A 16,948-nucleotide genomic window follows, 5' to 3' on the forward strand; every position below is an offset into this window, starting at 1 on the left:
CACAAATCAGACCAACTGAGGATAAACCCAACCAATCAAGCAAAACCCAGCGTAAAATCACCCAAAACCCAATGTGGAAACACAAAATCAAAACCAAAACACAACGAACGCACACACTCCCACCACCGTCATGCCGGACAAGGCGAGCACAGCGAAACGCCGATCCGGCATCCAGCGCAAAAAACAAAAACCACTCTCTCCTGCCGATCAGCACATCTCGATCCCGGGCCAAGCCCGGGATGACAACCGAGTAAGACGGCGGAGGCGGGAGCAGAGGTTGGGATCTCTGGCACTGGTGATGCAGCGAAGGGGCAAGATTGAGCACAAGCACCACGAAACAAGGTGGGGCGTTGGGAGTAGTGCCGAGCGGCATACCGAACCGCTCAACCACGCAACAACCGTCATACCGGACAAGGTGAGCGCAGCGAGGCGCAGATCCGGTATCCAGCGCAAAACCAACAAGCAACCGAAGCATGGGTAAGGCGACGCACCACGCGACAGCAACGCGACCCAAACGGTATTGCTGCCCAGTCGGTGCGCGGCAAGCCGACGGAAAGCACGCGCCTGTCTGCGTGGGTCCGGAAAAGAGTAAAGTCAGCAAACGCTCAACCAGCCAGCGCTAAGCCTCCAACCAACCACCGCCCCCTCCTGCCTAACCGCACATCTGGATCCCGGGTCAAGCCCGGGATGACAGGCAAGAGAGTAAGGCGCAGGTGGAAGGACCGCCGTGAGGGTGAGGCGAAGGGAGCAGAGTAAGGCCCCCGACGTGCTAACGAAGAATGCCCCCAGCACTTGAACAAAGCGTTATTTAAAACATCCGCACATGACATCCAACAGGCCACTCCGTGGGGTGTGCGGGCACTAAGCCTGCAGTCAGCCAAGCAGCGGGCCCGCGTTCAAGCAGTCGCCGCACGATGAAACACGGCGGGCCGCAAGCGTGAGGACAGTAGTCAACAGGGCGGTTGAGCGAAGGGCGTCAAAGCGGCTGCGCAGAGGACCACAAGGCGGCTCAATGGAAAACCGCGGCCCAAGAACCCACCCTACCACCGTCATGCCGGACAAGGTGAGCGCAGCGAGGCGCCGATCCGGTATCCAGCGCAAAACCAACAAGCATCTCTGCCAATCACGCCCCAATTTGGAATAGGAACGCGGGAAACAACTCGCTCTCTTAGGAACCGGCGGAACGGTAAACTCTGGACTTCACCTGACGCCACCCTCACCGCGCGCAGGACGACAGGCTTTCTTCCATGCGGAAGCAGCTGCAGCACGCATCTACTTGTCCCCCTTTTAGGCCATACCCATGGAAGGGTCGACCGAGCCCAACGCGAAAAACTTATCCCCCTCTCCTCCTCGCGTCGCAGAACAATGCACTGATACAGAGGAGAGGACGATGAGCCGCTGCCCGAGCAAAAGATATCCCCCTACCACGACCGCAACAGTCCGCGAGTGTGCCGCACGCAAAACAGCAGAACCTGCGGGGATAACCCATGCGTTCAGTTTGCGTTGCTTTGAACGAAACACGGATTTTAAGCATCAACGCTCATCCAGCCAGCGCTCAGCCCCCAACCAACCACCGCCCTCACCTGCCGAGCCCTTACTGGATCCCGGGTCAAGCCCGGGATGACAGCCAATAAATGAAGCGGAAGGAACCGTGCTGAGCGTCTACTGCCCAAACGCCCAGCCCGCCAGCGCCAAGCCTCCAACGAACCACCGCCCCCTCCTGCCGAACCGCTCAACTGGATCCCGAGTCAAGCCCAGAATGACAGGCAACAGGGAGGGGTGAGATGACCAACGTTGGAGAGTGAGGCGGAAACAGAGATTGGGATCACGGCCATAGGGCGGCACTTTCCAACCGCACGCCCAACCGCACGCCCAACCGCTTGCTCAACCGCTTGCTCAACTGCTTGCTCAACTGCTTGCCCAACCACTTACCCAACCGCTACCCCAACTGCTCGCTCCCCCGCTAACCCAACCGCTCGCCCAACCGATTGCGCTGCTGCTTACCCAGCAAATGAACAGGCATGCTTCCTGCATTAACGCGAGAAAGATCATAGGGCAGTGAGCAGAGGCGTGCGAAAGACCCAAGAAGCCCAAGAAAAAACATCGGCGCTACGGAAAAAAAGCAGGGCGCGCCCCAGCACAGCCAGCAGAGAGCTGCTTGGCCTTTGCAAAAGGCGAATGACGCCCGACAGCCCGCAGAGGCTTTGATAAAAAAGAAGAATTTGCCCTGAACGGCGGCAACGGCAACAGGCGCTGTGTGCGCCACAGGTGAACCCAGATACTTCCGGGCACCTGCTCCGCGGCAGGCCCTCGGGATGTTTCGCGCGCATTGTTGCATCTTGCAAACATCCCCACGAGGCGTGCCTGACAAGAGTGCGTGACAGGAAACACGGTGAATAGAGATGGGCGAAGGCTTTCTCCCGAAAAACAAGTAAACCCAAACAAGACCTTAGAGTACAGTTTCGAGAGTAACAGAATGGCTGATAAAAACGAACAACTTAACGCCACTGAACAGGACCGAGACAACAAGAGCACGCAGGGATCGGTAGACAATGCCGGATCTGCTTACACCAATAGTGCTGTGACCGGCATTTTGGAAAGTGAGCAAGGCGTAAAGACCATCAGTATTGGTCGCCTGGTTGATTTTGACTATTACCGCAGCATCACAGAGCAAGGCGGAGAGGCGCACGAAAGCAGCCTTGGCGACAGGCCCAGCGCAGGCCAGATCATCATTGAGTTTGGCTATTTGCCGCCCTACTCCGCTGTCAACCTGGGCAGCTTGAACGAGAACGGCATCTGGATGGGCACCCTGGAAGAAGCGGCGGCGCTGGAATTGCAACTGCCCTCTGATTTTACAGGGTTTGTGGTTGGCTCAGTGCCACTGACCCATGAGGGGGACGTTTCCCGAGGCGTCTTTCACATGGAAGTTGGCAACCCCAGTACAGGAACGCTTGCTGCTTCGGCGGGTCAAGAAGCGGCTGCCGACGGTGCCGCAACCGTTTCCATGGCAGAAGCCCTCGGTCTTGTTGGAGAACAACTGACCGACCTTGAAAATGCAGAGAGCGTCTCCATTCGCCTGCAAGGCCTGCCAGGTGAAACCAGCTCCAGCGATGGCGAGCAATATGCAGACGGAAGCTGGGTGTTTTCCGGCACAGGCGCGCAAGTTGCAGGCATGTCGCTCACATTCGGCGCGGGTTCACAGTTTGGGGCGTTCACATTTCAGATTACCAAGGCCTATGCGCACGGCTATGAGGCTTTCATTCCGCTTGAGGCGTTTGATCCTGTAGAGGGTGATGTGGTGGTGGGCGTGACTGCAGCCATGGACCTTTCCGGTTCCAAGCCGACCATAGCCTTGCAGGAGACCGATGCGGGCAACGCGCCGTTGCAGGTGCGGCTTTCAGACTATCTTGGCATGCGGGTGGAAGATGACGACGGGTCGGAATCCCTGATCACGGTGGAAGTGCGCCTGAGCGGTCTGCCCGATGGTGCCCGGTTTTCAACGGATGGGGGGACGAGTTTTTCAAGCGCCGCCATCTCCGGTGGGTCACTGAGCTACAAAGGCCCGGCGGAAGGCTTTGGCAAGCTGGTACTGGAAATTCCAGCGGACTATGCCAGCGCAGGTGCCATTAAGGGACTGTTCTCGGCCTATTCTGATGAATATGGCCGGGCAACGCAGGGCTTCGACATTCGTGTCCAACCAGAGGCGGACATTGAGCTTTCCGCTGAGAATGTGACAGCAGCAGAAGCGGCCAGCGGTGGCACGACGGTGCAACTGGCGATCTCCGCAAACATTACCGATGCAGACGGCTCCGAAGGCCATGGCGACACCCCGAACACCGTGACCATTCTGTTTGACCGCCTGCCTGACGGGACCTCCGCAAACACCGGCACGCTGGACATGGGGGCACTGAAATGGACAGGATCGATCAACGAAGCCAAAGCGCTGGCGCTGACCTTCCCTGAAAACTATTCCACCACCGCCAAGCAGGTAACATTTGGCGACAACCTGATTATCAACGGCTCCTTTGAAGACACCTATGTGGAGGCTACCGGTTGGGGCTCTTTCATGGGCGGAGACGGTGTGCCCGGCTGGGCGGGCGAGCGGGTCGAGATTCAAAACACGCACTGGGGGCACGCGGCCTCCAACGGCCAGCAATGGATGGAGCTGGACGCGGAAAGAGGGGTGGACTCCGTCCACCAAGACGTGAAAACCGAGGCAGGCACGCAATACCAGCTTTCGTTCGATGTATCGACGCGGTTTTACAACACCAGCACCTTTGATGTGAGCTGGAATGGCGAGGTGATCTCCACCGTTGTGCCGGAAGGGCGGCAATGGGAAACCATTACGCTGACTGTAGAAGGCACCGGCGGAATGGACCGGCTGACCTTTACAGAGCTTGCCTCACAAAACAGCGCGTTCGGAGCGTTCATCGACAATGTGAAGCTTTTTGAAGCGGTGGTGATAGAAGATGCGCCCATCGTGATGCGCACCACGGTGATGACGCCGGAAGGGGCAGAGCGCACCATTTCAACGCTGGAAGTCACCCCCACGCAGGACATCAAGATAGAGGCCAAAGACGCAGCCTACACCGAAGGAGATGCACCGCTGACGGTGATGGTTGGCGACCTTGTCTCGGTGAAGGTGACCGATGCGGATGGCTCGGAAGTGCTGGAGAGCATTTCCGTCACGCTCAACGGCCTTCCAGAGGACACTCAGGTGAGCGCAGGTACTTTGGCCCCAGATGGCAGCTTCAGCTGGACCGGCACACAGGTAGAATTTGCGGACCTGAGCCTGACATTGCCCAAGGATTTTTCAACGGCCAACCCCGCCGTAACACTCAGCGGCACGGCCTCTGCAATCTCCAACGAAGGCGCAAGCAGTGTGACGCCGTTCAGCCTGACAGTGGCAGCGGAAGGAGACATTTCCGTTGGGCTGACAGATGCGGTGGAAACCTCTGGCGGCTCCCCTGTTATTGCGCTTAGCGAAACGGACAGTCACCCAGATGCCCTTCTGGTGCATCTGGGTGACTATTTCACCGCGCAAGCGACAGACACTGATGGCTCCGAAAGCCTTGCCACCATCGCCTTTGAGATCTTCGATCTGCCGGAAGGCACGCTGCTTTCCAAGGATGGCGGCGAGACGTTTTCCAGCGCAAACATGCTGGGCAACTCACTGAGCTACCATGGTGCGGCAAGCACACTGGCCAATCTGGTGTTGGCGCTGCCAGCGGATTATTCCAGCACAAACCCGTTGAGCGACATTCAGGGTGTTTTCACCGCGACTACAGATGAAGGCGGCGAGGAAAGCATCAGCTTTGGGGTGACTGTGGCCCATGAGGCGGACATTGAGCTGACCTCTGATGATGTGAGCGGAACGGAAGACGCCTATGGCTCAGGCACCGCGGTAAAGCTGGCTATTTCAGCAGCGATTACGGACCGCGACGCATCTGAAGGTACGGCGGACACGCCGGATACGGTGACCATAACCTTTGATCGCTTGCCGGAAGGCACCACCGCAAACGGCGGCGCGCTGGATGTGGCTGGTCTGACGTGGACCGGCTCCGTGAACGAAGCCAACGCGCTGACCCTGACGTTTCCTGAGCACTTTGCAAGCACACACCACTGGGAGGCGACCGGCGAGAACCTGATCGTCAACGGTTCTTTTGAGGCAGACAGTCTGGATGGACAAGTTTGGAAGGCGTTCAGCGCTGAGCAGAACCTGACGGGCTGGTCGGGTGGCGATATGGAGCTGCAAAAGACCAGCTGGATCGGTACGGCCAGCGACGGCGAGCAATGGCTGGAGCTGGATGCAGAACGGGGTCTGGACAGCATCTCGCAGGAAGTGCAGACCGAAGAAGGCCAAGTCTACCTTCTGAGCTTTGACGTTTCCGCCAAGTTCCTCTGGACCAGCACTTTCGATGTGAGCTGGAACGATACGGTGATTTCCACGGTGGTGCCGGAAGGGCGCGACTGGGTGACAATCACCTTGCAAGTGGAAGGCTCCGGCGGCCTGGATCGGCTGACGTTCTCGGAACTGGACACCCAGAACGATGCCCTAGGGGCGCTGTTGGACAACGTGCGGCTTACCAAGGCAGAGTTGGTTGAAGATGGGCCGATCCGCTACACCACCACGGTAACGACCCCGGAAGGGCAAATGACAGCGGACGCAACGCTGACGGTGGAAGCGACCCAGGACATTTCCGTGGTGACAGAGGACGTGCGGCTTTCGGAGAGCGATGAGGCAATCCGCTTCACGCTTTCGGACCACGCGCGGGTTGCGGTGCTGGACAGCGACCTTTCCGAGAACATTACGCGGGTAGATGTGGAGCTTCACGGCCTGCCCGCAGGTTCGGTGCCCAGCGCCGGAGAGATTTCTGCTGAGGGTGTCTTCACATTCTCAGGGAGCCTGCACGACTATTTGGCCCTTGAGTTCACGCTGCCCAAGGACTTTTCGACGGAAAATCCCGCAACACAAATTACGGGTAGCATCTGGGCCCAGTCCAATGAAGGGTCAAGCGCAATCCAGCCCATCAGCATTTTTGTGAGTGCGGAGGCTGACCTTGCCTTCGACTATACGCAGGCCATGGACACCTCTGGCGAGGATGCGCAAGTGATGCTTGCGGAAACAGACAGTGGCGGCGACGCGGTTTTGGTGACGCTTGCCGATTACTTTTCTGCAGCAGCAACAGATGCGGATGGCTCTGAAGCGCTCACCACGCTGACGCTGAACCTCACCGGTTTACCTAACGGAACGCAGTTCTCCGCCGACGGCGGGGCCACGTTTATGGAAGGTGCGGTTTCGGACGGCGCGGTGAATTACACAGGACCGGCAGCGACCCTTGCGGGTCTGGTATTGGCCCTGCCGCCGATTTCACCGCAAAGCGATGAGCTTTCCGTCTTTGGTGATTTGACCATGCGCACGGATGAGGGCGGCGAGAAAACGCTCGCCTTCAAGATCGGCAATGATCGGATCATGGAGGACGCAACCGGAACAGAAGACGGAGATGGTCAGGGCGTTACCATTGACGTTGGCTTTTCGGCAAGTGCAGTACACCTTGGCCAATTGGGCGCGGACTGGAACGCGGAGGATGCGGTCACCATTACCTTTGACCGCTTGCCGGATGGCACCACCGCCAATGGCGGAACACTGGACCTTGGCGCGCTCACATGGACTGGCACCGTGAACGAGGCCAACGCCCTCGCCCTCACCTTCCCTGAAGACTATTCCACCACCAACCGGGGCGATATCTCCGGTGAGAACCTGATATTCAACGGCTCGTTCGAAACTGTTGATCTGGGCGGCAAGGTGTGGGGCTCCTTCGTGGATGGTGTTGGCGTAGCCGGCTGGAGCGGTGGCCGAATTGAGATCCAGAACACCGGGGTTGGCATCAACGCGACCGACGGCAACCAGTTCATGGAGCTGGATGCGGAACGGGAAGTGGACACGGTCTATCAGGACATTCAAACCGAGGCCGGTGGCACTTATCAGCTCACCTTTGATGTGGCAACGCGGGTGTGGGAATCCAGCGCCTTTGATGTGACGTGGAACGGTGAGACCATTGCCTCTGTGAACCCGCAATGGGGCAAGGGCTGGTCAACAATCAGCTTGCAGGTGGAAGGCACCGGCGGGCTGGACCGGTTGGCGTTTACAGAACATGCGGCGCTGAACAACGCCTTTGGCGCACTGATCGACAACGTGGAGCTTTATCGAACCGGGTTGGTCGAGAGCAAGCCCATCGCCCTTTCGACGGTGATTGAAGGTGCAGAAGGCCAGCTGGCCTTCGAAACATCGCTCTCGATTGAGCCGACCGTTGACATCAACATCGAGACCCGTGATTTCCACCTGACGGAAACGGACAGCGCGATCACCGTGAACCTTGCCGACAACATCGCCGTGATTGCAACGGACGCGGACGGCTCGGAACTGATCGAGAGCATCACGCTTGTGATGGAAGGCCTGCCATCTGGTGCGGCGGTAAACATTGGCGAGATCGATGGCAGCGGCACTTTCCGCTTTACAGGTTCGCCAAGCGCGTTCGACACCATCGTGCTGACGCTCCCGGCTGACTATGCCACACAGTCTGACAAGGGGCCGCTGGTGGGTGAAGTCACCGCGACTTCCAACGAGGGCATCAGCACCGCAACACCGTTCAAGCTGCGCATTGACGTGGAAGGCGATGTTTCTCTTGGGTATGCGCAGGCGATGGAGACCTCAGGCGAGGTGGCGACCATTGCCCTTACAGAGACGGATCGCACCGGCTCGGGCCTTGAAATCAAGCTCGACGATTACTTCGACGGAGCGGCGACGGATCTTGATGGCTCGGAGAGCATTGAAACGATTACGCTGGAGATAACAGGGCTGCCGCAGAGCACCCAGATCTCCACCAATGGAGGCCAGTCCTTCGAGGCTGCGCCACTGACGGATGGCAAGCTCACCTACCTTGGCAACCACGCGTCCTTGAGCGAAGTGATCGTGAAGCTACCTGCAGACTATTCTACCACCAACCCGGGTAGCGTGATCGACGGCCAACTGACTATCACCACTGACGAAAACGGCATCGCCTCACTGCCGTTTGCTGTCACCGTGGCGCATGAGGTGGATATTGACCTTTCAGCTCGAAACGTGACGGCATACGAGGATGCAAGTGGTGAAGGTGTTCTGGTTGACCTGAAGATTTCGGCCAACATTACTGACCGTGACGGCTCGGAAGGGACGAACACCACTCCGGACACGGTAACCATCACTTTTAATGGCCTGCCGGAAGGCACCACTGCCGACAGAGGTACACTGGACATCGACACGGGCATCTGGACCGGCAGCACGAAGCAGGCAAGTGACTTGCGTTTGAGGTTCCCGAAGGACCACAGCACGACAAGTGCGCCTGAGGGCCAGCCAGAGACACCCGTCACCTATGAGGTGACGGTGATGACCAGCGAGGGCACCAAAACTGCCAGCGGCCGTGTGACCATCCGCGCGCGCGAGGACATATCCTTGACGGCGCAGGATGAAACGGTGAGCGAAGATACCTTTAGCGCCATCCCTTTGAACCTCTCCGTCTCCGTTTCGGACAGCGATGGGTCTGAGGTACTGAACGAACCCGTCAGCATCCAGTTTTCCGGCTTGCCGCAAGGGGCCACGTTCAATGGCGGCAGCTACGACGCACAGACAGGCCTGTGGCAAGGAACGGAAGCTGAACTGGAAGCTCTGGTGCTCTCTGGTGTACCACAGCATTTTTCCGGAAAGGTCACCGGCACCTTGTCCGCCAACACCAACGAGGGCAGCGACACCACTGCCTTTACCGTGCGCGTGTTGCCGGTTGCCGAGCCAGAAATCGCGCTATCGGTTGTGGCGCACAGCTCCAGCGGCGATACCCAGATCGTAAAGGAAGGTGCTCCGTTTACGGTGCATATTGAAGCAAAGACCGCCGATACGGATGGTTCAGAAAGCCTCACAACCATCGTGCTGCAAAATGTGCCCGATGGCTGGCCGACCCTTTCCGGCGCAAATGCTGTTGACCTTTCGACCTTCACCACAGGCGCCGACGACATTCAGTCCGCAAGCTACAATGGGGCGACAGGTGCCCTGACCATTACCCTGAAGGCGGGCGTTACCAACTGGGTCGGTGATCTGATCCTGACGCCAGACAGTGGACAGAGCCTCGACATCGCCTCGCTTACAGGGGGCGAACTGACCGCCACCGTAACCGCGGTGGATGTGGCCAGCGGCCTGCCCTCCTCTACCGCAACTGCCAGTGATGCCGTTGATGTTGACGTGGATGCGGTGGCGGGTGATCCGACGCTTACTGCGCAGGATGAGGTTCATAGTGAAGCATTGGAGGGCGCAGGAAGCTCAAAGTTGCGGATCACCAGCCTCAGCCTGTCGGACACGGATGGCTCTGAGCGCTATGGTCCGCTGATCCTGACCATTGCCACGGGTGAGAGCGGCAGCGATGAGTTGTCGGTTGCAAACGATGTGACCCTGTTCTCCTCCCAGCCTGCTGAGCACGGCACCATTACCCGTGGCCTCGCGGAACAGGGCAAGGCCGTTTATGTGGTAAGCCAGCCGGAGGGCGTGAACAACGCAGACTATGAAGCGTTCGTGAAGAATCTTGGCATCACATACCCTGAGCATCATAGCGGTGTGTTTGAGTTGACCGGTGTGCTTGAAGTCTTTGAGACGGTTCAAGCTGGCGACAACGAATATGACACCTCAGACAACACGGTGACCATCACCTTTGAAACCGAGATCACTGTAAACCCGGTTGCTCAGGCGAACCTGACCGTCACTCTGACCCCATCCGATGAAGGCTTTGACACAACACCCCATGACGACCCGAGCACGCCGGTTTCAGTCAGCGTTGGCGAAGACGTGCCAACCGTTGAAATTTACGAGGACAGTTCGATCAGCTTGGGTCTTGAAGCCTCAACGCCGGACCTTGATGGCTCCGAAGAGCTGACGAGCCTTGTGGTGAACAATCTGCCGAACCTTTGGTTTGCCTATGATGCAGAAGGGACTGTCGACCCAAGCTTGTTTGGTGCAGAAGCCAGCAAGATTTCCAGCGCGGTTTATGATGCGCAGACGGGCCAGCTAACCGTGACGTTCACCCCGGAAACAAAGAGTTTCGAGGGAAGCTTGCTTCTGACCCCGATCGCCCACGATGACCGGGATGTGGATGCAAGTGACAGCTTGCCAGGCCAAGACTCCTCCGGCTTCTTTGGCGACATAACCGTTGATCTGAATGTGACCGATGCGCGGGACATGCAGAATGCAACGGAAGCCACCACAACCGTTTCAGTTGGCGTTGATATTGACGTTGAAGCGGTTAATGACCTTTCCACCCTGCCTGATGCGTTTGTGGTGAGCGAAGCCACAGTGGATGCCGCAGGCGGTTGGGTGGACGTGCCGCTGTTCCCGACCAACCCGGATAGTGAGGGCAGTGAAACCATAGAAACCCTTGGGATCTATGGCATACCCAAGGGCGTGGTGTTGTTTTATCGCACCGAAGACGGTGAGTTGACGCCCGCAAAATTGATGGGTGTGGAGCCGAAGACCGGCATGACCAACTGGGCGCTTGAAAACGGTCAGTGGGAGAGCGCCGTGCTGCGCGGCATTCCGCAGCACTTCTCCGGCGTTTTGACGGCCAATGCCGAAACAGGGGAAGTGGAGCGCAGTGTTGATGGCACGACCACGATCACGGCCCGCGTTTTAACGCGCGAACTCAACGATAATGAAACCGGGCAAACTGATACCGGTGAGCTGGTCATTCGCATTTCGCCCTCTATTGACGGTGGCAACCCGAATGAGACCCATCACCTCTTGGAGGATGTGGCGTATAACCCGTCGATTGACGGCAACCTGATCGACATACGGGATGGCTCGCCGGAAGAGTTGACAGGCGATGTGGTCCTGACACTCGGCGAGGGTCTTCCCAACACAGTTGGACAGGAAGCACGGTTCTTCCTTGGCGACCCGGAAGCGGGTGGCACCGAGATTTTCGCTGATGGCAACGGGCAGTTGACTGTGGACTCTGCCGTGGTTGGCACCCTTCACATCCTGTCTCCCCGTGACAGCAACGAGGACTACACACTGGGCATTCAATATCAGGTGCGCGAAGCGACCGATCCCGATGGCCCGGTGAAGACGGAAACCGGCACCTTGACCATGAAGGTGAGCGGTGTTGCGGATACACCAACGGTGATTGTGCCGGATGCGGCCTATACCGGTACGGACGCGCAAGCCTTCACTCTGGACACCGTGGTGAATGGTGAAGATGGCGCGGCAGTGCGCCTTGGCGGTCTGATGACCGAAATGATGCCCGATGGCATCAACTACGATGGGTCGGAGAACCTTTACTTCATCATTTCCGGTGATGCACTTTCTACCATGGCAACACGCACGGGAAGCATAGCGGCCGCGCCATCCGTTTCCTTTGCGAACGGTTTGGATACGGGTGCTGGCGCCGTGATCGTGTCCGCCGCCGACATTGGCAACCTGAAGTTCATTCCGGTGAACGTGTCTGAGACAACGGATTACCAGTTCACCCTTTCTGCCATTGTGGTGGAGAACGATGAGCGCATTCCAACGGGCACCAATGTGGCAGACGCAGCGGCCTTGCAAGGCGTAGCCATTGCTCAGGCGGACTTTTATGTGCGCGTGGAAGATAAAACCCCGCAAGGTGGAGGCGGCTCACCGCCGGAAATCACCCTTCCCGAGCCGCCGGAGGTAACCATCTCTCCCCTTGTTGGCGTGGAAGATCAGGAAGCCTCCTTTACCATTACGCTGAACAACTATGACGGCGAGTTTGCCAAGATCCCGCAGCAGGGTTCCATTGAGATCACAGGAGTGCCGACGGGATCGGTGCTGCGCGCAGAGCCAGCGGATGCGCTTTCCTATAACCCGGTGACTGGTTCCTATTTCCTGAACCATGCGGTGGCGGATGCGCAGACCACCTACTTCATCACCTTCCCGAAGCACATGTCGAGCGCTGACACACCGGTTGATGGGCTGGACCAGCTCACAGTGACCTCCATGTCCATGGATGTGCGCTACGGGCTGGCAGAAGTGGTGGAACAGGTGACAACCGTTTACGTGGACCCGGTTGCCGATGCGCCGCGTGTGCGGGTTACCAGCCCCGGCGGCGGCGAAGACACCGCCATTCCGGTGTTCATCAATGTGGGTTTGGTGGACCCGGGCGAAACGCTGGCAGACACCATGCTGCTGTCTCTTTCTGCAAGCCAAGGTGTGTTGGCGGATGCGAGCGGCGAAGTGCTTGCGCCCATCTCTCAAGCTGGCGGAACTCTGACCTACGAGATCTCAAGTTCCGTTACCAGCCTGAAGCTGATCCCAACCCAGCATCTTCACGGGGACATCCCGATCAAGGTGACCGTCAGCTCAACGGAGCCCAATGGCTCCAGCGCGAGCACCACAAGCACCGTGACAGTGCCCGTGGAAGCCATTGCGGATGTGGGCCAGATTTCATTTGACCCCGGCCTTGAACAAGGTTCCGACAGCGGCGAAGAGCTGCCGGTTGTGACCGCGCTTGAAGACATGACGGCGCTCCTTGAAAGCGTGATTGAAACGGCAACGCCGGACACGGATGGATCGGAGATTTACACCATCACGCTCTCTGGCCTCCCCGATTTCATGAGCGTGAATGTGGGGGCGGACAATGGACTTGATAGTGAAGGCTTGCGCAGCTTCACAATGTCGCCTGCCGAATATTCCCGACTGGAGATTGGGCTGAAGGACGCCAACGCCCGTCTGGATGGCGTAGTCTTGCCAGAACAGGTGCGGTTGACGCTGGAGGTGAACACTCTGGAGCTTTCCAACGGCGACACCAATGCAGGGACTGCGGACTTCCTGTTCAAGGTGACCCCGGATGCGGATGCGCCGACCCTTGCTGTTGAAGATGCCGCAGGCCTTGAAGACACGGCGGTGGCGCTGAACATTCTGGCCGAGGTGACCGACCCCGCCGAGGTGATCTCGCACTACACCATCTCTGGTGTGCCAGATGGAGCGCAGATCCTTGTTGATGGCGCTGCAGTGGCCACAGGACCGGACACCGCAGAGATTGCGGCTGATGACATTGGTGCGGTGAGCTTCTTGCCGGCCAAAGACAGCGCGGCACCTGTCACGCTGACTGTCGTTGCGGTCTCTTCCGAACCGACCGTTGCCGATCAGAGCGCGGACAATGCAACGGAAAGTTCTGAGGCCCAAACATTGGCCATCACCATCACACCGCAAGCGGATGTGAGCGTTCATGTTGAAGCTCAGGATACCGCCCAAACCGGCGAAGTGCTTCCGGTGACGCTGAACCTCAGCGCAACCATTACAGACATGGTGGGGCCATCCACCGAGACACTGGAGGAGGTGAGCCTCACCTTTGCCAACCTGCCCAAGGGAACGACCTTTAACGCGGGAACGCTCTCACCGGATGGTCGCAGTGTCACCATCGCACGCAGTGCCTATGGCAGCGAGGCCGCGTTTGTGGCAACGCTTGCGGGCCTTGTGGCCATGTTGCCTGCCGACTTCGACGGTGTGCTTTCGGGCACGGCCACGGCGAAGACAACCGAGGGCACGGGTGATGGCACTGCGTTCTCCGTCAATGTGAATGCCCAGCCCGAGGCAACGGCACCTCTGACCCTGAACAAGGAAGGCGCAGCTCAGTTTACCTTGACTGAGGCGGAGCTGCTTACCAACATTGCGGACGCGGATTCCACGCAGCTCTCCGTTCTGGAGGTGGGCACGGAAGATGCGCAGGCGCAAGTGACAACCGGTGCCACACCCGGAACTTGGCTTGTAACCGTGGCCGGTGGTTATGAGGGTTCCCTCACCCTCTCCTACACAGTGAGCGATGGGGAATCGCAGCCTGCGACCTTGCAGACCACTGCCTTGGTAAGCGTTGACAATGAGAACGAGCTGACCCTGACCGCAACTGGAGAAACGGTTGAACTCGCAAGCGGCGAGACGGCCCAACTCATGGGTGATGTGAGCGGCACCACAGGCACCCACGATGTGGCGGTGGGCAGCGATGCAAATGAGGCTGTGGTGTTCACAGATGCCCGCTCCTACGCCGACGTTGAGGGCTTTTTCATGATGGGCGGCCATGACATCGTGGATCTGACCCTTTCCTACAAGGGATACACAGTGGACCTGGGCACAGGCAATGACTTTGCCATTGGCTCGGAAGGCGCTGATCTCTTGATGGGAGGAAGCGGCAATGATCGACTAGACGGTGGGCTTGGCGCGGATACCCTGTTCGGCGGTGAAGGCGCGGACACCTTCGTGATTTCGAGCTTGAGCGCGGCCGACATGATTGCCGACTATTCAGGCGCAGAAGGCGATGTGGTGGACCTGACCGGCTTGTTTGAAGTGGCAACGGACGTGCAGGACTATGTCAACTACAACAGCCTGACCGGCGAGCTGAAGGTGGATGCGGACGGAGCCGAGAACGGCCAGAACTTCCAGCTTGCGGCAACGCTTGACGCCATCCCCACCAACCTGACTGTTCAGGTGGACGATGGCACTGACAGCGGGACGGTGACAATCTAAAGCCCATTTGATGAAAGTGGTGGCTGCCCCTTCCCACTACCGCTTGGGATGGGGCAGCCACCTTCACACGCACCACGGGGCGTTGGGTGCGTTAGCTGTTGGCGTCCTTTTCCAGAGCGGCAACCACATCCGGATGCTCGGCGAGCCAACTATCATGGAGCCACTTTTCCGTGCGACGACGACCTGGGATCGTGATCCAGTAAATGTCGCGCTCAAACACCATCACCTGTTCGTTGGGGCCGACAATCACCCAGAACCAAAGCTTGTCTGAAGTTGTGGCGCGCATCTTGACCTTCATGCCCGTAAGGGTGAGGGTTTTGCGTTCACCGTTTTCCATGACCGTGATGGTTTCATCATGTGGCGCGATCCAGTGCACCTTGTGAGCCTCCAAAAGCTCTGGGGCATGCTCGCGCAGAACTTCCATGGCAACGGCGTGGGCGGTTTCTTGATCCGGCAATTTTGCAGGCTGAGCCATTTCCTTGGTCATGCGCACATAGCCAAGCAGCTTGCCATTGTCCGAAACTACTTGAGAGATGTGTTCTCCGCCGATGCCTGAGTTTTCGCCGTCAATCCGCTCGGCGCGGGTGATGGTGGCTGGCACGCCATCTGCGGTGATGGCGGCTTCGCCAACAGTGCGGAAGTTTTCCGGCAGTTCGCCGTTGAGGAACAAGAGGGCAAGCAGAGTTGCGGTCTTCATATCAACGTTCTCCTGTAGCAGGTTGCAGGGAATGGGCTTTTGCGCGTCTTGAGACGGCTAGCGTCAGGATGAGGGCGGCAATCAAGAGCACGGCGGCGGGAAGCCCGAACAGGGCCGCAGTGCCGATGCCGGACAGGCTGAGTGCCAAGGGAGGGGCGACACTCGCCCCGACGAACAGGCAGAAGGTGTAAACCGACATGGCCAGACCGCGGTTATGATCTGCTGCTGCACCGGCGATTGTGGCAATCAAGCCGGGGACGGCCAGTGCGACACCTGCGGAAATGATGGCGGATGCGGCAATCATTGCCCCAGGAATGACGGCAACGGCCAAACCGAGCGCGGCCACCACCATGCCAACCCGGCCGGTAACGGATGGTGTCCAACGCTTGGACAGATAGGCAGCAAACAAGCTGAGCGCCAAGGGAGGCAGGCCCGCCAGGCGCACTGTCTGCGCGCTGATCCCACCGTCTTGCGCCAACAATACAGTGCCGACCTGGAAGGACACGAACCCGAGCAGAACGGTGAGCGCTGCCAGCCAACTGGTTGAAACCATGGCATTTGCAAACATTTCCGAGAGGTGGCTGTGCGGCTTGCCTGCAGCGCTTGGCTTTGCGCGTTGATCACGTGGGACGACCATGAGGAGCGCTGCGGCCATGATCACATAGAGCGGCGACAGCATGAACATGATTGAGGTGGCGGTCTCAGAGATCCCTGCACCGAAAAACTGCGAGAGCGGCGCTGCAATCAAGAATGCAAAACTCATCAAGGAGATACCAAATGCACGCTTTTCCAGCGGCAAGGCCTCGGCGATCACCGTGAGTGCTACCGGAGGAAAGCTGGCTGCAAGAAATCCTTGCACCACGCGCCCGGTGAGGAACTGAGAGATATCTGCGGACAGGCTGAGCAGGAAGGTGGCCAGCCCCACTGCCACGAGCCCTGCAACCAGAACAACACGCCGACCTACACGGTCTGACAGAGGGCCAAACACCAGAAAGCCGCAGGCATAGGCAAAACCAAAAGCTGTCCCCGCCCAACTTGCAGTTTGTGTTTCGGCCGAAAACTCGGCGGCAATGGCACTGATCATGGGAATGGTGAGATATAGTTGGCCCACCACGATGATGCCGGTCAGCATCAAAAGGGCCATCAGTAAGTTGGAACGGGTCATTTCTATACCTTACGTGAAGTGTAGATTTTAGGTA

At 58.4% G+C, this 16,948-nt stretch carries 5 protein-coding genes; 1 reads left to right on the forward strand and 4 read right to left on the reverse strand.

The annotated features are described in order from the left end of the window. Both Q3Y58_RS19100 and Q3Y58_RS19105 read right to left on the reverse strand, forming a co-directional pair. On the reverse strand, nucleotides 1-187 hold a 187-nt coding region (locus Q3Y58_RS19100), incomplete at its 3' end, for a hypothetical protein (RefSeq protein ID WP_319623383.1). Between the two features lie 686 nt (nucleotides 188-873). Beyond that, the gene (locus tag Q3Y58_RS19105) at nucleotides 874-1,107 is read right to left on the reverse strand and encodes a hypothetical protein (RefSeq protein WP_319623384.1); all 234 of its coding nucleotides are present in this window, start codon (nucleotides 1,105-1,107) and stop codon (nucleotides 874-876) included. 1,369 nt (nucleotides 1,108-2,476) lie between these two features. Between Q3Y58_RS19105 and Q3Y58_RS19110 the strand changes: the two genes are divergently transcribed. After that, entirely contained in the window at nucleotides 2,477-15,052 is a 12,576-nt protein-coding gene (locus Q3Y58_RS19110; protein ID WP_319623385.1) for a DUF642 domain-containing protein, read from the forward strand. A 91-nt stretch (nucleotides 15,053-15,143) separates the two neighbouring features. Here Q3Y58_RS19110 and Q3Y58_RS19115 read toward each other — a convergent pair whose 3' ends face one another. Then, a complete protein-coding gene (locus tag Q3Y58_RS19115; protein WP_319623386.1) occupies nucleotides 15,144-15,749 on the reverse strand; it encodes a hypothetical protein in 606 nt (201 codons plus the stop codon). A gap of 1 nt (nucleotide 15,750) precedes the next feature. Beyond that, nucleotides 15,751-16,914: an MFS transporter gene (locus Q3Y58_RS19120; RefSeq protein ID WP_319623387.1), complete on the reverse strand. Its 1,164-nt coding sequence runs from the start codon at nucleotides 16,912-16,914 to the stop codon at nucleotides 15,751-15,753. Nucleotides 16,915-16,948 lie beyond the last annotated feature (34 nt).

It is taken from the genome of Nesiotobacter zosterae, assembly GCF_033843645.1.
Classification (GTDB): Bacteria; Pseudomonadota; Alphaproteobacteria; order Rhizobiales; family Stappiaceae; genus Pseudovibrio; species Pseudovibrio zosterae.

Excerpts from the sequence above, each read along its gene's own strand:
- Q3Y58_RS19115 (WP_319623386.1), bottom strand. The coding sequence starts at position 15,749 with ATGAAGACCGCAACTCTGCTTGCCCTCTTGTTCCTCAACGGCGAACTG.
- Q3Y58_RS19110 (WP_319623385.1), top strand. The coding sequence starts at position 2,477 with ATGGCTGATAAAAACGAACAACTTAACGCCACTGAACAGGACCGAGAC.
- Q3Y58_RS19120 (WP_319623387.1), bottom strand. The coding sequence starts at position 16,914 with ATGACCCGTTCCAACTTACTGATGGCCCTTTTGATGCTGACCGGCATC.